Source organism: Xylophilus sp. GW821-FHT01B05, from assembly GCA_038961845.1.
Classification (GTDB): domain Bacteria; phylum Pseudomonadota; class Gammaproteobacteria; order Burkholderiales; family Burkholderiaceae_C; genus Xylophilus.
Genome location: CP152408.1, coordinates 1 through 17,170, shown reverse-complemented (window position 1 = coordinate 17,170; position 17,170 = coordinate 1). Strand labels below are relative to the sequence as shown.

The window sequence follows — 17,170 nt, the reverse complement described above, 5'->3', positions numbered from 1 at the left end:
AGCTGGTGCTAGCCGAACTGCACGCAGCGCATGCTCAGCGTGCCAGAGTGAAAGCTCTCGAACACCGTGCGCGCCTTCTCCGTCGGCCCCGCCGCGCCCAGCGCGTACAGAAACGGGTAGTAGTGGTCTGGCGTGGCTACTGCGGTCGCGGCGCCTTGCAGCTTCTGGTAGGCGATCAGCGCCTTGTCGTCGCGCCCGGCCAGTGCGGCCTTCACCGCGTCGTCAAACTGCTGCGCCCAGGGCCGGCTGGCCGTGGGTGCGGCGGCCACACCACGGTCGGTGGCGCGCAGGTTGTGCACCACATTGCCGCTGCCCATCACCAGCACGCCCTTGTCGCGCAGCGCGGCCAGGTCCCGCCCCACGGCGTAGTGGAAGGCGGCCGGCTGGTCGTAGTCGATAGAGAGCTGAAACACCGGCACATCCGCCTTCGGGTACAGGAACTTGAGCACCGTCCAGGTGCCGTGGTCCAGGCCCCATTGCTCGGTGGCCTGCACCGAGGCCTGCTTTACCAGCGCCGCCGTCTCCCGCGCCAGCGCGGGGTGCCCGGGCGCCGGGTACTGGATGTCGAACAGCGCCTGCGGAAAACCGCCAAAGTCATGTATGGTGCGCGGCAGCGCCTGCACGCCCACCCCCGTGGCGCCCTGGCTCAGCCAGTGCGCCGACACGCTCAGGATGGCCGTGGGCGGCGGCAGCTCCTTGCCCCAGGCCACCAGGCGCTGTGTGAAGGGGTTGTCCTGGATCGCATTCATCGGGCTGCCATGGCCCACAAAAATCACCGGCATGCGCCGCTGCGGCCGCACATCCCCCGCCGCTGCCTGGGCCAGGTCGGACAGCGTTGCCAAAGCGGCGGTGGCGCCAAGGGCGGAGGTGTTCATGAGGAAGTTGCGGCGGCTATGGGTGGGGTGCATGTGGCAATGGGCGAGAAAGCCGGGTCAGGGAGACCTGGGCCATTCATGGATACCGATGCTTGCAATTGGTTCAGGGGAACGAGCGAAACCTCAAGCGTTTGGAAAGGGTGGCAGCGCAGCCACCTTGTCGGCCACCCTATGGCACGCCGCGACCAGATCGCGGACGATGCGCTCATCCACCTGCAGGTCGCCCTCGTACTCGCCGAGGTTGCGAACCTCGTGGCACTTGGATAGGACGCGCCACACCTCCGGCCCCAAACCCAGCGTATGCGGGAGCAGTTGGAAAACGATGTACCGGTTGCCTGACCGATAGCCATGCCACCGCAGTGCGGCCAAGCACAGGGCATGGGCCGCGTTGTAGGCAAGGTCGAAGCGGCTTTCGACAGCAAGACTTGCTTGCCCCGCATCCTTCAGTCTTGCAAGTGCGGAGCGCAACAGACCCGCAAACTCCTTGGCGTCGGGCGCTTCGGCGCGCAAGGGTTTGCCGGGCCCGCACAGCATGTCAAACGCGGATGTCATCCTCTCCCCCTATGAGCCAGATTTTGGGTTGCGCCAGGACGCGCGTCAGAAACGCGTCGGCATTGGCGAGCCGCTTGGCAATGTCTGCAAGCGTCAGTATGGTGGGATTGACCGGACGACCCAGTTGCGTGCCCACGGCATCCAGCAGCGCGAAGGTGTCTGCGTAATTCAGAGTGTCGCTGACCAGCATCAGGTCGATGTCGCTGGAGGCGGCATCCCGTCGTTTGGCCACTGAGCCGAACACGAATGCGGCCTTGATCTGGTGAGCCAATGGCGCCAGGGCAGAACGCAGCGGTTCTGCCAGGCCGAAAGTCTTGCGCACGATGCCGCACAACTCGGCAAAAACGGGCGAGTCCGGGTTGGCCTGGTAATGCTTTTGGTTGCCTACGGGCCGTACCGTCACCAAGCCACTGCCTGCCAAACGCGCAAGCTCGCGCTGGACTCCGCCCGAGCCGGCGCCCGCCAAGGCGATCAGTTCGGTGGCGTAGAAGCTGCGGTCCGGCTGGCCAAACAGCAGGCCGAGCACGCGCTGCTGGGTTCCGGAGAACAAAGCAGTGCCAAGGCTTGTATCCGGCTCGGCAGAGGACGCAGCTTGTGAAGTCGTTTCAATACCCATTTTGGGTATTTTAATACCCAAAATGGGTATTTGACGCAAAACCAGGCGCCGCGAATCTCACTCAAGCGCCCGCGAACCATGGAGCTTCGGCATGGCAGTCACACCTGCGTGAGGTAGCGGGCAATAACTTTGGGCAAGGCCAGGCGCTGCGCACTCTGCAACTGCGCCAGCAGGCTGTGCTGGGCGCGCGGCAGGCCATAGCGTGCGTGCAGATCTGTCTGCATCTGTTCCAGCAATGCTGCGGCCATCTCGGCGTCGGCCAGCGCGCGGTGGGCGCGGCCGGTAGGCGCCAGTCCATGCAGCGCTGCCAGCGCCCCCAGCTTGTGGCTGCGGGCTTCTGGATACAGCCGGCGAGACAACAGCATGGTGCAGACAAAAGGCTGCGGCGCCGCATGCCCCGCGCGCTCCAGCTCTGCCGCCCAGAAGCGCCGGTCAAACGAAGCGTTGTGCGCCACCATCGGTGTATCCCCCACAAAGCGGCTGGCCTCGGCCATCACCTGCTCCGCCGGTGGTGCGGCAGCGACCATGGCATTGCTGATGCCGGTGAAGGATTCGATGAAGGATGAGATCCGCACGCCCGCATTCATCAGGCTCTGGAAGCGATCCACGATCTGGCCGCCCTCCATCAGCACGATGGCGATTTCCGTCGCGCGGTCGCCCTGCGTGGGGGAGAGGCCGGTGGTTTCGAAGTCGATGATGGCGGTGCGGGGCATGGGGGGATCGTAGGGGATGCGGCCGACGGTCAGCCAAGGCCGGGCCTCAGATACATTGCGGGCCATGAACGTCGTTTGCAAGCACCTGACAGTCCATGGCCTGGTACAGGGCGTGTACTACCGCGCATCCATGGTGCAGGCCGCCGAGCGCCTGGGGGTGCGCGGCTGGGTGCGGAATCGGCGCGACGGTACGGTGGAGGCCTTGGCGGAGGGGGACGCCTCGGCCGTGGATGAATTCGTCACCTGGGCACACCAGGGCCCGCCGGCAGCGCGCGTGGCGCGGGTGGAGTCCACTGACCTGCCGGCGCCGGCTGTGCCGGCACAGGGCTTCGCGCAACGCGACACGGCGTAGCTGCCCGCAGGCTCTTCGCCTGCCGGTCAACACGCGTCGGGTTTCACCCCACAGGCCGCTGGCTGATGTGCAGCATCACCTCCAGCACCCGGTGCTTGGAGCTTTCGATGTGGGCCATCATGTGGCGCAGCGCGCCCTCCTGGTCGCCGGCGGCCAGTGCCTGCAGAAACTGCAGGTGCTCGCGCATGGCGGGCAGCACCTGCACCGGGCGCATGGTGTCGGCATCGAAGCGGATCAGGCGCACGTGCAGGCTGTTGACGCGGTAGATCTCTGACAGGATCTCATTGCCGATCGAGTCGACCATCATGTCGTGCAGGCCCCAGTCCACCGCTTGCGCGTCCTTCTCCAGTGCCGGGTCGGGCTGCGGCGCCAGGGCGCGGTCGAGGATGGCCTGGTGGTCGGCGATCTGGCGTTCGATGGTGGCGGGGCTGGCCGTTTGCGCAAAGTGCTGCGTGGCCTCGCGCTCGACCATGGTGCGCACCTGCCAGGCATTGCGGATCAGCTTCATATCGACGTTGGCGATCTGCAGCCCGCGCTTGGGCACCGCCTTGATGAGCCCGGCCGCCTCCAGCCGCGGCACCAGCTCGCGCACTGCCGCCAGCGGCATCTCCAGCAGCTTGACCAGCTCGCGCTGCGACACAAACTGCCCCGGCCGGATGCGCGCATCAATGATCTGCTGCCGAAAGCCCTGGTAGGCCAGATTGCGCTGCGTCGTGGGGAGCGCGGCCGTGCGATCGGCGCGCCCTGGATCGCGGGCGGGTTGAACTCGTTTTGCTGTAGCCATGCCTGGATGGTAAGCGCGGCAACACTGAAACACGCCACTGCAACGCGTACTGAGCACAATCTGACCTGTCAGGGATTTTACTAACATCTATCTGACATGTCAGATGTAGGATAGCGACACCTCAGACACCCGCTGCACTGCCCGTCACCCGCCACGCCCAAAGCCGTTCGGCACAAAAGGCCGCGGAGCAGGCCATACCAAAACATCCGCAGAACCGGCTTTGCCGGGCCGCTGGATGTGCCCTGCAAGGGGGTTGGCGAAGACACGCAGTGCGAAGCCTGGGGGTGTTCCCACCAACCATGGAGTTTTTCAATGGGTCTCGAACTCACCGGCGTCATCCCGCCACTGGTCACACCGTTCACCGCCGATGGCGACATCGACGAAGCCGCGTTCCGCAATGTCATTCGCTTCAACCTCAGCAAGGGCGTGCACGGCGTCTGCCCCGGCGGCAGCAGCGGCGAGGGGCACACGCTCACGCTGGACGAGTTCGTGCGCATCATGGAAATCACCGCCGACGAGGTAAAGGGCGCCGTGCCCATCGTGGCCGGCATCATCTCCAACAGCACCCGCGACGCGATCAACCGCGCCAAGGCGGTTGCGCACCTGCCCATCGCCGCGCTGCAGGTCACGCCCGTGCACTACCTGTTCAAGCCCGACGAAGACGCGACCTACCGCCACTTCAAGGCACTGACCGAGGCTGTGGATATCCCCGTCATCATCTACAACGTGGTGCCGTGGAACTACTGCACCCCGGCCCAGTTGATCAAGCTGATGACCGATCTGCCCGGCGTGCAGGGCGTCAAGCAAAGCCAGGGTGACCTGAAGCTGATGGCCGATCTGCTGCAGGACGTGCCCGCCGGCTGCAAGATCTATTCGGCAGTGGACGCCCTGCTCTATTCCTCGTTTGCGCTGGGCGCCCACGGCACCATTGCGGCAACGCCGGCCGCCATTCCCGGCGTGTGCGTTGCGCTGTGGAACACGGTGCAGGCCGGCGACCACGTCAAGGCCTTCGAGATGCACAAGGCCATGCTGAACTACTGGAACGCCATCGTCGCCGACAACCTCCCGGCCAACATCAAGACCTCGATCACCTTGCAGGGCTGCGACGCCGGCCTGCCGCGCGCGCCCATGCCCCCGACCAGCGAGGCCCAGCTGGCAAAGATCAAGACGGCCCTCACTGCCGTGCTGCGATACGAAGCCTGAGCACTCGGGCGCAAGACGCCGCACACCCACAACCACGGAGACAAGACATGGAAATCAATCGCCGCAAACTGCTGACCCTGGGCGCGCTCGCCACCGCGAGCGGCAGCTTCGCCTCCAGCGCCTGGAGCCAGTCCTTCCCGAACAAGCCGGTCACCCTGATCGTGCCCTTTGCCCCGGGTGGCAATACCGACCTGGTGGCACGCCTGGTGGGGGTATCGCTGGGCAAGGTGCTGGGCCAGTCGGTGGTCATAGACAACCGCGCCGGTGGCGGCGGTGCCATTGGTGCCGGGCAAGTGACCCGGGCCCCGGCCGATGGCTACACGCTGCTGTTGTGCGGCGCCGGCGTGATCGTGACGCTGCCCGAGATGATCAAGACGCCCTACAGCCGCACCAACTTTGCGCCGCTGGGCCTGGTCAACAAAAGCTCCATGGTGCTGCTGGCGCGCAAGAACGAAACGCGCTTCAAGAACTTTGCCGAGCTTGCCGCCTATGCGCGCTCGGGCGAAGGCAAGCTCACGGCTGCCCACTCCGGCCAGGGCACGCCCAACCACCTGGCGCTGCTGCAGCTGGAGAACCTGCTCAAGACCAAGTTCACCATCGTCAGCTACAAGGGCTCGGGCCCGGCGCTGGTCGACCTGATCGGCGGCCAGATCGACGTGCACTTTGACCAGGTCACCAGCTCGCTGCAGCACATCAAGTCGGGCTCGCTCCAGGCACTGGCCGTGCTGGGCCCCACGGAAGACCCGGCCCTGCCCGGCGTGCAAACCGTGGCCCAACTGGGCTTTGGCGACATCGACGGCACCACCTACATCGGTGTGCTGGCCCCCGCCGGCACGCCCAAGGACATCCAGGACAAGCTTGCCGCCGCCCTCCAGCAGGCGGTGAAAGACCCGCAGATGATCGCCAGCGCCCGCGAGCTGGGCAGCGTGGCCTACCCCGGCACGCCGCAGGAATTTGCCAAGGTGCTGGACGCGGAATACACGCTCTCCAGCAAGGCCGCCAAGGAAGGCCGCCTGAAAACAGAGTGATGCCGCACAGCCACCCAACCCACCAGCAAAAGACAGCCCACCCGTGAAGAAGATCCTCAACCGCCCCGACGCCTATGTAGACGAGATGCTCCAGGGCCTGTGCCTGGCGCATGGCGAGGCCCTGCGCCAGATCGGTGACGACGGGCGCGTCATCGCGCGCACCGGCGGCGCCATACCCGGCAAGGTCGGCATCGTCACGGGCGGTGGCTCGGGGCACCTGCCGGTGTTCCTGGGCTACATCGGCGCGGGCCTGCTGGACGCCTGCGCCGTCGGCAACGTGTTCGCCGGCCCGCGCGTGGCCGATTGCCAGGCCGCTGCAGAGGCCGCCAATGGCGGCGCCGGCATCCTGCAGCTGTACGGCAACTACGGCGGCGACCGCATGAACTTCGACATGGCGCAGGAGTTTCTTGAGCTGGAAGGCATCGAGGTCGCATCCGTGCGCGTGGCCGACGACGTCGCCAGCGCACCAACTGCCGAGCGCCACAAGCGCCGTGGTGTGGCGGGCATCGTCTACGCCTACAAGATCGCCGGCGCACGTGCGGCTGCGGGTGGCTCGCTGGAAGAAGTGCGCGCGGCGGCGGAGAAAGCCGCACTGGCCTGCCGTTCGATAGGCGTTGCGCTCACCCCTTGCGTGGTGCCCGAATCAGGCAAGCCCTCATTCACCATCGCGGATGACGAAATCGAGTTTGGCATGGGCATCCACGGCGAGCCCGGCATCTGGCGCGGCAAGCTGCCCACCGCCGATGCCCTCGCACAAGAAATGCTCGACCGCCTGCTGCCCGAGCTGGACCTGCAACGCGGCGCCCGCGTCGCCGTACTGGTCAACAGCCTGGGCGCCACGCCGCCCGAAGAGCTCTACATCCTCTACCGCCACATCGCCCGCGTGCTGGCCGACAAGGGCGCCACGCCCGTCATGCCCCTGGTAGGCCGCTACGCCACCTCCATGGACATGGCCGGCGCGTCACTCACCCTGATGCCGCTGGATGCAGAGTTGGAAGCGCTACTGCGCGCGCCGGCCGACTGCCCGTTCTGGAGGGTGGCATGAGCGCTCTTCCCGCCCCCACCTTCTCGGTCGATGGCCCAACGCTGAAGGCAGCCCTGGCACGCTGGTGCCAGGCCATGACCACCGCCGCGCCCGAGCTCAACGCGCTCGACGCCCGCCTGGGCGATGGCGACCTGGGTACCACGCTGCAGCGTTGCGCAGAGAACATCACAGGCGCACTACCCACCTCCGGCGACTCGCCCGCCGCGATCTTCAAGGCCTGCGCATCGGCCTGCGCCAAGGCATCCGGCTCAAGCTTCGGCACGCTATTGGCCGTAGCCTTCCTGACCGCAGCCAAGTCACCCCACGCGGCCACCGCTCTCGACCGTGACGCCATGGTGGCAATACTGTCCGCCGCGCTGGAGGCCCTGATGGCCCGTGGCGGCGCGAAGCTTGGTGACAAGACCATGCTCGACAGTCTGGAGGCGATCAGCCGCGCGTTGCATGAGGCGCCAGCAAATGCTGATGCCGCCATGCTCAAGAGCGCGGCACACAACGCTGCCACCACAGCCCTCGACGCACTACGCAATCACCCCAACAAGATTGGCCGCGCGCGCATGTTTGCGCAGCAGAGTGTGGGTTTGGATGATCCGGGGATGGTGGCTGTGTTGCGGATGGTGGAGATGTTGTAGGCTGTGCGGTTCAGGGGGTGTGAAGAACCAGATGCGGCGGCGCAATTTGGGCTAGTCGAAAGACGCCCGATAGGAAACGGGGTCAAGGACACAGTGGCTGTCCAGAGTGCCCGGCAAATCAAACAGCCGCGGCGCTTTGCGAAAATCAAACAGGCGATATAGGTGGAACTGCAGTGGTTCTTGCCGGGAGAGTTGCAACTCCCCGCGAGACACATAGAAAGGTGTTTCACGCCCGAAGGACGTCGTTTTAACTTCGATGAATCGCTCTCGGCCGTCTGGTTCAAATGACAGCACGTCATAGCCCAGTCCATCGCCTCGAGCTTGGGACACAAGCTCGATCCGGTTTGCCAGCTTCGTATAGCCTAGTTGATGGAGCCGCCACTGCTCGAACTGAACTACGAGCTCTTCTCCTGCCAAACCCAAGGACCGATTCATAGTTTCACGCTCAAGGTAGTCCCGTTTGACGGCCTTGAATGAATACTCTGCAGTGGGCTCCGATGCACGGTGCCGGCGTATCGGAGCAGCCTCCAGCATATGAGTAAATTCTGTCTGGCCTACGTGCACTGCCGGTTGCTGCGTTGCCGCCCATGCAGCTTCTTGTAATAGAGTCGCGTCGTGTAGCTGCTCCGCAACCACCGTAGCAAGAAGCGCCTGATAGTTGAAACGTGGTTGATAGCCCCGGATGTAGGGATAACCGAGGTCAAGCAGCACTGCACTGATATTGCAGTGCTTGAATTCGAGCGACCCCGATGAGCGATCCGGCAATTTCACATGCAGTGCTTGGCGGTGCCGCGTTTTGTTGTAGTTTTGTCCTGCCAACTCCAGAGTCAGCATATGCAAATAGTCGGCAACGATGGCCTCAAGCTCGATCAGGGTCCAGTCCATCCGCCACCTCACACATCAATATTTGCCATCTGCAGCGCACCAGTCGTAATAAAGACCCGGAGGGGCTTTACCTCGTCCCTTTAGGCATGTCGAGCACCAGTCCACCTTGATCGCGTCGTCGATCTTCCGCAACGGCGCAGTGTTTATTTCGCACAGGTTTTAGTCACGCGCGTCAGAGCACCATCAGCATTTCTGCTATCACCGAAAACTCCTCGTCCTCGCCAACTTCTAGCACGATGGTCTCGAACCCCGGTCTGTCCGTTTCTGGTGCCAGCTCAATGCGCGTATGCCGCCATGTTCCGTCAGCCTCTAGGATTTTTTCGCTGGAATATCTTTTTATGGTGTAGCTGCCGCCTGTCTCAGGGTCCGCGATGCTGCGATGTTGCACCACTACGATCTTGCCATTCCGGGTGCCTCCAGGTGCTGCGCGGAAGAGGCACCACGCGCCATTGGGAATCCGTTTATTCATAGATTCACCAACTACCTGCGCTACGAACAACCCCGTTTGATAAGACACCCAGTCGGGTAACTCCACCCAATCCTCTGCATTCTCTTCGAGGGATTGAGGTTCAGAGAAAGAGCCTGCGGCGAAGCGTAGTGCTATCACGGGGGCCGCATTACTTCCTGCAGCCCGCTCGGCCGCAGTCACTGTGCGTAGCGGGAAGACGTTGGTTGCTTTGGCAGTGGAAATCGCATCAAAGGTCAGATCGATAGCCGGCGGGACAACCGCATGCAGGCGTGCCCGCAGATATTCAGCCAGGGCGCCGTCCGTGCAGTACACAAAGCATCCGCGTATCCCCCTGGTCATCAGAGTTCGATAGGTGTTCTTAATAATGCGATCCGCCATTTCCTTGGCAGCGTGCGGATCGCGTTTGAGCAGGCTTTTCAGGCCCTTGATGGATTTGTCGGATCGGGCACGACCATTGACATTGGGTTGGATCTTTCCATCCCGGTACCCTAAGTCAGGGCCGATGATCACACCCACGTAGTCCAACTCTAAGCCCTGACACGTGTGTATACACCCGACTTGCTCCACGGAACCTGGCGTCACGATCCACAGGCTTCCATCTTGGCTGAGATTCCAGCGGCGCTGATAACCGTACTCGGGGATATCAATGTCGAATGCCTGCGGGTCGGTTTTGCTGGGCCAGCCCCAACAATAGCCCGCAACCACTCGGGCTTTGTTTGCTGCTTGGTTCTTTTTGTGGATCAGTGCATGTAGCTCGGTGGGACTATCGACCACGCGGAAATCGTACTCGGTGGTGTCCAGTGTCTGGTTCGCTGTCGGGCGAATGGCCAGGGAGTCGTCGAGCCATGCCATATAGCCGTCGGAACCACTGCATCTGAACTGGGAGGCCAGGCTCAGTTCGGTGACTTGGGCACCCAGCGCAGCGGCCCATCGGCGCAGTTCGCCAGTGTGTCCAATGTCCGAAATGGTGACACGTTGGTCGTCATCTACGAAGAACACGCTACAACGCGCAGATGTGATGATCTCCTTGACCTGATTCTCCCCAAGATTTCCGTACAGGCCGGATTTCTCGTTGAGTCGGTGGGCTTCATCCACAATCAATGCGTCGAAGTTGTCCACGGCGGGATCGGTGAATGCGCCTGACCCACTGAAGAGGTTGCTGATACGCGTTTTCTTGAAAGTACCCGTCAACTTGGCTTCAAACACCGCGCGCGGGGCTGCATTCTTGGATACATAGCGCGCGTTCCGGCCCTTGGCGATCAACGCGGCAAGCAGGTTGATGGCCACGACCGATTTGCCGGTGCCAGGGCCGCCCTGGACGATGACGACCTGCTTGGTGGCACTGGCAGCCCGGGCTTCGGCTTCGAGGACGCTCTCGTATACCAACTTCTGGTCGTCGATCAATACGAATTCGTTTTTGCCTTGAAGAAGACCAACCACTGCGTCTGCGAGCATCTTGGATGGCTGGATGCGGCCATGCTCGATGCGATAGAGCAGGTTCTTACTATCACCATGGCGCACGTGCCGCCGAATGAAGGCCTGCAGCCTATCCCGCTCGGGTTTGAGGAAAAGAGGCGCTCGTTCGATGTGGGGCGAATAGCTGGGGTGATCGATAACCCCGTCGCGTTGAGGATAGTTATGCAGATAGGCGCAGGGCTGTAAAGCGATCCCATCATCCAACACTGCTGCGTTGAAATCATTGAGTAGCGCTGCGTAAGACCACGCCTGGTACGAGGGATGAGCGCCTTCGGTTTCTCCGGCGCGGCCGCCCCGGCGCGCCCATATGATGCCGTCTTTCTCGCTAATGCGTGCTTCGGACCATTGTTTGAGCTCGACGATGACTACTTTGGGCTGGCGTTGTTCATCCAATCCGGTGATGAGGAAATCGATCCGTTTGGCGGTTTGTGGCACCTGGTACTCGATGGCAACGCCGGCATCGTCTGGGATTTCATCGTCGTTGAGCACTTTCGCCATGTGCGACAGCGAATGCGTCCACGCACGCAACTCTGCTGGGCTCACCCGTTGGCCTGTGGCGTGGCTGTAATGTCGTGAAACAACGTCTTCGATATCGTCCTGAAAAGCATGCCGTAGAAACTGGCGCTTGTCGGCTTGGTAGATGATCACCAGTAAGGCACTCCCCTGTACTCAAAACAGCCCGCGTGGATGGCACTCCAGATGCTGCACCCATGCGTATTGTGGTGTACGGGGTGGCAATGGTTACAACTCGTTGTACTTGCGATTGTTGCCGCGTGCTTGTTCTACGGGGTATTTCTGCTCGTTGATCTCCACCTTGGAGTGCGCTGCTTCGAGCAGGTCGATCTTTAAGGTCGTGGACATCTGCACTAGATAGAGCAAAACGTCGGCCATTTCATGCGCCACGGCCCGCTTCTTCTCGGAGGAGAGATTTCGGCTCTGATCTTCGGTGAGCCACTGAAAGTGCTCCAGCAACTCACCGGCTTCTACGATCAACGCAGAAGCAAGATTCTTAGGGGAATGAAACTGGCCCCAGTCCCGCTGGCTCGCAAACTCCTGCAGGCGGAGCGCCAGTTGCTGAAGCGTGAGTTCTTGAGACACGTTGATGCGATCTAGCTCAGCAACTTAGACGTCAATATTCCCCGCCCGTAACGCATTAGTCTCAATAAACTCCCGCCGCGGCTCCACCTCATCCCCCATCAGCATGGTGAACACCCGGTCCGCTTCGATCGCATCGTCGATCTGCACGCGCAGCAGGCGGCGCACGTTGGGGTCCATGGTGGTTTCCCAGAGCTGCTCGGGGTTCATTTCGCCCAGGCCCTTGTAGCGCTGGCGGGCGGTGACGCGTTCGGCTTCGCTGATGAGCCAGCGCATGGCCTGGCGGAAGTCGGTGACTTTTTCTTCCTTGGCCTTGTCGCCCTCGCCGCGTTTGACGATGGAGCCGGGCGCCAGCAGGCCGTTGAAGGTCTGGGCGGCGCGGGCCAAAGCTTCGTAGTCGGCGCCGTGGACGAAGTCTTGCGTGATGACGCTGCTCTTGACGTTGCCGTGGTGGCGGCGGCTGATGCGCAGGATGGGTTTGTCGGTGCGCACGTCGAATTCGCTGCTGACTTCGGCTGGGATACCGTTGGTGGTCAGCTCGCGCAGCTTGGCCTGCAGCGCTACGGCGCTGGCCTCGGCGGATTCGACCGTGTCCAGGTCCAGCGCCACGCCGTCGGCCATGGCGCGCAGGGCCTCTGCGTCCATGAAGACGCCCAGGCGGGCGATGACGGCCTCGGCCAACTGGTGCTTGCTGGCCAGGTCGTCCAGGGTCTCTGCGCTGAGCGTGCGCGGGGCGTCGCCGCCGGTGCTCACGCTGGCATCCTTCAGCGCCACGCGCAGCAGGAAGCTGTCGAGCGCGCCGGCGTCCTTCAGGTACTGCTCTTCCTTGCCGACCTTGACCTTGTACAGCGGCGGCTGCGCGATGTAGATGTGGCCGCGCTCGACCAGCTCGGGCATCTGGCGGTAGAAGAAGGTCAGCAGCAGGGTGCGGATGTGGGCGCCGTCCACGTCGGCGTCGGTCATGATGATGATGCGGTGGTAGCGCAGCTTGGCAACGTTGAAGTCGTCCACGCCGGCCGTGCCGCCGACGCCGGTGGCCTTGCCGATGCCGGTGCCCAGGGCGGTGATCAGCGTGAGGATTTCATTGCTGGTCAACAGCTTTTCGTAGCGGGCTTTTTCCACGTTCAGGATCTTGCCGCGCAGCGGCAGGATCGCCTGGAACTTGCGGTCGCGGCCCTGCTTGGCCGAGCCGCCGGCGGAGTCGCCCTCGACGATGTAGATCTCGCACAGCGCCGGGTCTTTCTCCTGGCAGTCGGCCAGTTTGCCGGGCAGGCCCATGCCGTCGAGCACGCCCTTGCGGCGCGTCATTTCGCGGGCCTTGCGCGCGGCTTCGCGGGCGCGGGCGGCTTCGACGATCTTGCCGCAGATGATCTTGGCGTCGTTCGGGCGCTCCAGCAGGTAGTCGGTGAGCAGGCGGCCGACGATGTCTTCCACCGGCGCGCGCACTTCGCTGGAGACCAGCTTGTCCTTGGTCTGGCTGCTGAACTTGGGCTCGGGCACCTTCACGCTCAGCACGCAGCACAGGCCTTCGCGCATGTCGTCGCCGGTGACCTCGACCTTGGCCTTCTTGGCCAGCTCGTTTTCTTCGATGTACTTGTTGATGACGCGGGTCATCGCGGCGCGCAGGCCGGTCAGGTGGGTGCCGCCGTCGCGCTGCGGGATGTTGTTGGTGAAGCAGAGCACCTGTTCGGTGTAGCCGCTGTTCCACTGCATCGAGACTTCCACGCCGATGTGCGTGCCGGGGATGCCGCCATAGGTCTCGGCCGGCTTCTCGCCCGCGGCGTAGAAAGGCGTGGGGTGCAGGGCGGTCTTGCCCTTGTTGATGAACTGGACAAAGCCCTGCACGCCGCCGGCGCCGGAGAAGTCGTCTTCCTTGCCGGTGCGCTCGTCCTTCAGGCGGATGCGCACGCCGTTGTTCAGGAAGCTCAGCTCGCGCAGGCGCTTGGCCAGGATCTCGTAGTGGAAATCGTTGTTTTCCTTGAAGATGTCCGTGTCGGGCAGGAAGTGCACCTCGGTGCCGCGCTTCTCGGTGTCGCCGATGACGCGCATGGGCGATACGTCCACGCCGCCCACCTGCTCGATGATGCGGTTCTGCACAAAGCCGCGGCTGAATTCCAGCACGTGGACCTTGCCTTCGCGTCGCACCGTCAGGCGCAGCATTTTCGACAGCGCGTTGACGCAGGACACGCCCACGCCGTGCAGCCCGCCCGAGACCTTGTAGCTGTTCTGGTTGAACTTGCCGCCGGCGTGCAGCTCGGTCAGCGCGATCTCGGCGGCACTGCGCTTGGGCTCGTGCTTGTCGTCCATCTTGACGCCGGTCGGGATGCCGCGGCCGTTGTCGGTGACGCTGATGGAGTTGTCGCTGTGGATGGTGACGACGATGTCGTCGCAGTGGCCGGCCAGGGCTTCGTCGATGGAGTTGTCCACCACCTCGAACACCAGATGGTGCAGGCCCGAGCCATCGGAGGTATCGCCGATGTACATGCCGGGCCGCTTGCGCACGGCCTCCAGGCCTTCAAGGATGGTGATGGAGCTTTCGCCGTAGGCGTCGGACGTGACTTCCACCGGCACCGCGTTCTCGATCTCGGGTTCATAGACGGGCTCGGTGTGGGGCACCGCGTCGGCGTTCGTCTGGGGCTTGGAGGTGTCGGTCATGTCTTTCCCTTGCGGCCCGGCCCACGGGGGGCGGGACATTTTCTAAGCCAAAAAGGCTTGTAGCCCAGGCGGGGCCTGGGCTTTTAGCTATGATTTATATAGCAAATGATGATCAGGAGCAGTAGCGGGATCTCAGATCCGCATCGGCATCACGACGTATTTGAAGTCGGCGTTCTCGGGGATGGTCAGCAGCGCGGAGCTGTTGGAGTCCGAGAGTTCGAGGGTCACCATGTCTTGCGACATGTTGGCCAGGGCATCGATCAGGTAGGTCACGTTGAAGCCGATCTCGATGGTGTCGCCACCGTAGTCGATGTCGAGCTCGTCCTGCGCCTCTTCCTGCTCGGCGTTGTTGCTGGCCACGCGCAGCGTGCCCGGCTCCAGGTTCAGGCGCACGCCCTTGAACTTCTCGCTGGTCAGGATGGCGGTGCGCTGCAGGCTGCCCAGCAGCGGCGCGCGGCCCAGGGTGACGCTGTTCTTGTGGCCCTTGGGGATCACGCGGTTGTAGTCGGGGAACTTGCCCTCGACCAGCTTGGTGACGAATTCCATGCCGCCAAAGCCAAACTTGGCCTGGTTGTTGGCGAACTGCATCTCGATGCGCGGCGGGTTCTCGGCGTCGCCGGCGTCGGTCAGCAGGCGCTGCAGCTCCAGCACGGTCTTGCGCGGCAGGATCACCTCTTGCTTGGGCACTTCGACGTCGAGCTGGGCCGAGGCAAAGGCCAGGCGGTGGCCGTCGGTGGCCACCAGCGACAAGGTCTTGCCTTCGGCCACAAACAAAATGCCGTTCAGGTAATAGCGGATGTCATGCACCGCCATCGAGAACGACACCTGGCCCAGCAGGCTCTTGAGCGTTTTCTGCGGCACGCTGAAGGCCGGGCCGAAGTTGGCCGCCTCTTGCACCAGGGGAAAGTCTTCCGCCGGCAGCGACTGCAGCGTGAAGCGGCTCTTGCCGCCCTTGAGCACCAGCTTGCCGCCGGTGGATTCGAGCGACACCGTCTGGTCCGAGGGCAGGGTGCGCAGGATGTCGATCAGCTTGCGCGCGCCAATGGTGGTGGTGAAGCTGCCTTCATCGCCGCCCAGCTCGGCCACGGTGCGGATCTGGATCTCAAGGTCGCTGGTCGTCAGCTGCACCTGCGGGCCGGTCTTGCGGATCAGCACATTGGCCAGGATGGGCAGCGTATGCCGCCGCTCCACGATGCCCGCCACCGATTGCAGAGCCGAGAGCAGCGTTTCTTGGGTGGCCTTCAAGACGATCATGTCAACCTCTTCTCCAGAATGCGTTGTCGATAGGTGCGGCGCCCGGGCGCGGGCACCATCCGGCATTTTCGCCGGTTTCAGGGCTGGTTTCGGGGTAAGCCCGCATAGCCTGCGGGCCTAGCCTTTCAGCGTCTGTTCCAGCACGTGCAGTTGCTGGTTCAGCTCGGTGAGCTGCTGGCGCTCGGCGGCGATCTTGCGCACCGCGTGCAGCACCGTGGTGTGGTCGCGGCCGCCAAACAGCTCGCCGATCTCGGGCAGGCTCTTTTGCGTCAGTTCCTTGGCCAGGTACATGGCAATCTGGCGCGGCCGCGCAATGCTGGCCGGGCGCTTCTTGCTGTACATGTCGGCGACCTTGATTTTGTAATAGTCGGCCACCGTCTTCTGGATGTTTTCCACACCAATCTGCCGGTTCTGGATCGACAGCAGATCGCGCAGGGCTTCGCGTGCCAGTTGGATGCTGATGTCCTTCTGGTTGAAGCGCGAATAGGCCAGGATCTTGCGCAGCGCGCCTTCGAGCTCACGCACGTTCGAGCGCACGTTCTTGGCAACGAAGAAGGCCACTTCCTCGGGCATCTCGGTGGCCTCGGAGCGCGCCTTGTTGATCAGAATGGCCACGCGCATCTCCAGCTCGGGCGGCTCGATCGCCACCGTCAGGCCAGAGTCAAAACGCGATACCAGGCGCTCGTGGATGTCGGCCAGGCCCTTGGGGTAGGTGTCCGACGTCATCACGATGTGGCTCTTCTTGGCCAGCAGTGCCTCGAACGCATTGAAGAATTCTTCCTGCGTGCGGTCCTTGTTGGCGAAGAACTGCACATCGTCTATCAACAGCAGGTCGAGCGAGTGATAACGCTCCTTGAACTCGTCGAAAGTCTTGCGCTGGTAGGCCTTGACCACATCCGACACGAACTGCTCGGCATGGATGTAGAGAACTTTCGAGTCGGGCTTGTCGGCCAGCAGCTTGTTGCCCACCGCGTGCACCAAGTGGGTCTTGCCCAGGCCAACGCCGCCGTAGATGAACAGCGGGTTGTACAAATGGCCCGGCATGCCGGCCACGTGCATGGCCGCAGCGCGCGCCATGCGGTTGGCCGTGCCCTCCACCAGCGTGTCGAAGGTCAGCGCGGAATTCAGGCGGTTCTTGAACGCCGCCGGCGCGCTGTCATCGCCCAGGGCCACGGGCTCGGGCAGCGCGGCGGGCGCGCTGGTCATCGTGGCAGCAGGCGGAAGGCTAGTACGTACGGGAGCTTCACGCTGAGTAAGGGCTAACTCAAGGGCGATGGGCTGACCGTAGATGCGCTCCAGCGTCTGCGCAATGCGGCCTGCGTACTGTGCGCGGATCCAGTCCAGCTTGAAGCGGTTGCCGACATACAGGGTGACGCGGGACAGGTCTTCGGTCACCTGGGCCACCAAGGGCTTGATCCAGGTGTTGAACTGCTGCTCTGGCAGCTCTTGCGCCAGTTGTTCTATGCAGACCTGCCACAGGCTCTGGCCTGCGTCGTCAGGGGCGCCGGGGCCGGCGCCGGGGGGGAATCCCTCGGTCAT

16 protein-coding genes are annotated in these 17,170 nt (G+C 63.3%); 5 read left to right on the top strand and 11 right to left on the bottom strand.

The genetic code is table 11. The features are described 5' to 3' along the window. Nucleotides 1-8: 8 nt before the first annotated feature. The 4 genes from ygiD to AAFF27_00065 form a co-directional block, all read right to left on the bottom strand. Nucleotides 9-908: a 4,5-DOPA dioxygenase extradiol gene (gene ygiD / locus AAFF27_00080; GenBank protein ID XAH23623.1), complete on the bottom strand. Its 900-nt coding sequence runs from the start codon at nt 906-908 to the stop codon at nt 9-11. 90 nt (nt 909-998) lie between these two features. Next, entirely contained in the window at nt 999-1,427 is a 429-nt protein-coding gene (locus AAFF27_00075) for a hypothetical protein (GenBank protein ID XAH23622.1), read from the bottom strand. Continuing rightward, on the bottom strand, nt 1,411-2,043 hold the full coding sequence (locus AAFF27_00070; GenBank protein XAH23621.1) for a transcriptional regulator: 633 nt from the start codon (nt 2,041-2,043) through the stop codon (nt 1,411-1,413). Before AAFF27_00070 ends, AAFF27_00075 begins: the two co-directional genes overlap by 17 nt. Nucleotides 2,044-2,141: 98 nt before the next feature. Next, nucleotides 2,142-2,756, bottom strand: coding sequence for a 3'-5' exonuclease (locus AAFF27_00065; GenBank protein ID XAH23620.1), 615 nt, complete (start codon nt 2,754-2,756; stop codon nt 2,142-2,144). A gap of 64 nt (nt 2,757-2,820) precedes the next feature. Between AAFF27_00065 and AAFF27_00060 the strand changes: the two genes are divergently transcribed. Then, nucleotides 2,821-3,108 (top strand): acylphosphatase, encoded by a 288-nt coding sequence (locus AAFF27_00060; protein ID XAH23619.1) that lies wholly within the window; start codon nt 2,821-2,823, stop codon nt 3,106-3,108. Nucleotides 3,109-3,151: 43 nt separating this feature from the next. Here the strand turns inward: AAFF27_00060 and AAFF27_00055 are convergent, their stop codons facing one another. Next, nucleotides 3,152-3,892: a GntR family transcriptional regulator gene (locus tag AAFF27_00055; protein ID XAH23618.1), complete on the bottom strand. Its 741-nt coding sequence runs from the start codon at nt 3,890-3,892 to the stop codon at nt 3,152-3,154. 312 nt (nt 3,893-4,204) lie between these two features. On the opposite strand from AAFF27_00055, the gene AAFF27_00050 reads away from it, so the two are divergent. From AAFF27_00050 to AAFF27_00035, 4 genes are read left to right on the top strand one after another with little or no spacing between them, the layout of a single operon-like run. Then, entirely contained in the window at nt 4,205-5,095 is an 891-nt protein-coding gene (locus AAFF27_00050; protein XAH23617.1) for a dihydrodipicolinate synthase family protein, read from the top strand. A 47-nt stretch (nt 5,096-5,142) separates the two neighbouring features. Continuing rightward, a complete protein-coding gene (locus AAFF27_00045; GenBank protein ID XAH23616.1) occupies nt 5,143-6,123 on the top strand; it encodes a tripartite tricarboxylate transporter substrate binding protein in 981 nt (326 codons plus the stop codon). 43 nt (nt 6,124-6,166) lie between these two features. Next, nucleotides 6,167-7,168: a dihydroxyacetone kinase subunit DhaK gene (locus AAFF27_00040; GenBank protein ID XAH23615.1), complete on the top strand. Its 1,002-nt coding sequence runs from the start codon at nt 6,167-6,169 to the stop codon at nt 7,166-7,168. Next, complete coding sequence (locus AAFF27_00035) at nt 7,165-7,797, top strand: dihydroxyacetone kinase subunit L (GenBank protein XAH23614.1); 633 nt, start codon at nt 7,165-7,167, stop codon at nt 7,795-7,797. Before AAFF27_00040 ends, AAFF27_00035 begins: the two co-directional genes overlap by 4 nt. 51 nt (nt 7,798-7,848) lie before the next feature. Here AAFF27_00035 and AAFF27_00030 read toward each other — a convergent pair whose 3' ends face one another. The 6 genes from AAFF27_00030 to dnaA form a co-directional block, all read right to left on the bottom strand. After that, the gene (locus AAFF27_00030; protein ID XAH23613.1) at nt 7,849-8,682 is read right to left on the bottom strand and encodes a DUF3883 domain-containing protein; all 834 of its coding nucleotides are present in this window, start codon (nt 8,680-8,682) and stop codon (nt 7,849-7,851) included. A gap of 172 nt (nt 8,683-8,854) precedes the next feature. Next, nucleotides 8,855-11,275 carry a DNA/RNA helicase domain-containing protein gene (locus tag AAFF27_00025; GenBank protein XAH23612.1) on the bottom strand — a complete coding sequence of 807 codons (2,421 nt, stop codon included), beginning with the start codon at nt 11,273-11,275 and terminating at the stop codon, nt 8,855-8,857. 93 nt (nt 11,276-11,368) lie between these two features. Next, nucleotides 11,369-11,725, bottom strand: a complete 357-nt coding sequence (locus tag AAFF27_00020) for a nucleotide pyrophosphohydrolase (GenBank protein XAH23611.1) — start codon at nt 11,723-11,725, stop codon at nt 11,369-11,371. A 24-nt stretch (nt 11,726-11,749) separates the two neighbouring features. Continuing rightward, nucleotides 11,750-14,377, bottom strand: a complete 2,628-nt coding sequence (gene gyrB / locus AAFF27_00015) for a DNA topoisomerase (ATP-hydrolyzing) subunit B (protein XAH23610.1) — start codon at nt 14,375-14,377, stop codon at nt 11,750-11,752. Nucleotides 14,378-14,509: 132 nt separating this feature from the next. Further along, nucleotides 14,510-15,631: a DNA polymerase III subunit beta gene (dnaN, locus tag AAFF27_00010; GenBank protein ID XAH23609.1), complete on the bottom strand. Its 1,122-nt coding sequence runs from the start codon at nt 15,629-15,631 to the stop codon at nt 14,510-14,512. A gap of 117 nt (nt 15,632-15,748) precedes the next feature. Next, nucleotides 15,749-17,170, bottom strand: coding sequence for a chromosomal replication initiator protein DnaA (dnaA, locus tag AAFF27_00005; protein ID XAH23608.1), 1,422 nt, complete (start codon nt 17,168-17,170; stop codon nt 15,749-15,751).

Coding starts and splice junctions, on each gene's coding strand:
- ygiD (XAH23623.1), bottom strand. CDS start 908: ATGCACCCCACCCATAGCCGCCGCAACTTCCTCATGAACACCTCCGCC.
- AAFF27_00075 (XAH23622.1), bottom strand. CDS start 1,427: ATGACATCCGCGTTTGACATGCTGTGCGGGCCCGGCAAACCCTTGCGC.
- AAFF27_00070 (XAH23621.1), bottom strand. CDS start 2,043: ATGGGTATTGAAACGACTTCACAAGCTGCGTCCTCTGCCGAGCCGGAT.
- AAFF27_00065 (XAH23620.1), bottom strand. CDS start 2,756: ATGCCCCGCACCGCCATCATCGACTTCGAAACCACCGGCCTCTCCCCC.
- AAFF27_00060 (XAH23619.1), top strand. CDS start 2,821: ATGAACGTCGTTTGCAAGCACCTGACAGTCCATGGCCTGGTACAGGGC.
- AAFF27_00055 (XAH23618.1), bottom strand. CDS start 3,892: ATGGCTACAGCAAAACGAGTTCAACCCGCCCGCGATCCAGGGCGCGCC.
- AAFF27_00050 (XAH23617.1), top strand. CDS start 4,205: ATGGGTCTCGAACTCACCGGCGTCATCCCGCCACTGGTCACACCGTTC.
- AAFF27_00045 (XAH23616.1), top strand. CDS start 5,143: ATGGAAATCAATCGCCGCAAACTGCTGACCCTGGGCGCGCTCGCCACC.
- AAFF27_00035 (XAH23614.1), top strand. CDS start 7,165: ATGAGCGCTCTTCCCGCCCCCACCTTCTCGGTCGATGGCCCAACGCTG.
- AAFF27_00030 (XAH23613.1), bottom strand. CDS start 8,682: ATGGACTGGACCCTGATCGAGCTTGAGGCCATCGTTGCCGACTATTTG.
- gyrB (XAH23610.1), bottom strand. CDS start 14,377: ATGACCGACACCTCCAAGCCCCAGACGAACGCCGACGCGGTGCCCCAC.
- dnaN (XAH23609.1), bottom strand. CDS start 15,631: ATGATCGTCTTGAAGGCCACCCAAGAAACGCTGCTCTCGGCTCTGCAA.
- dnaA (XAH23608.1), bottom strand. CDS start 17,170: ATGACCGAGGGATTCCCCCCCGGCGCCGGCCCCGGCGCCCCTGACGAC.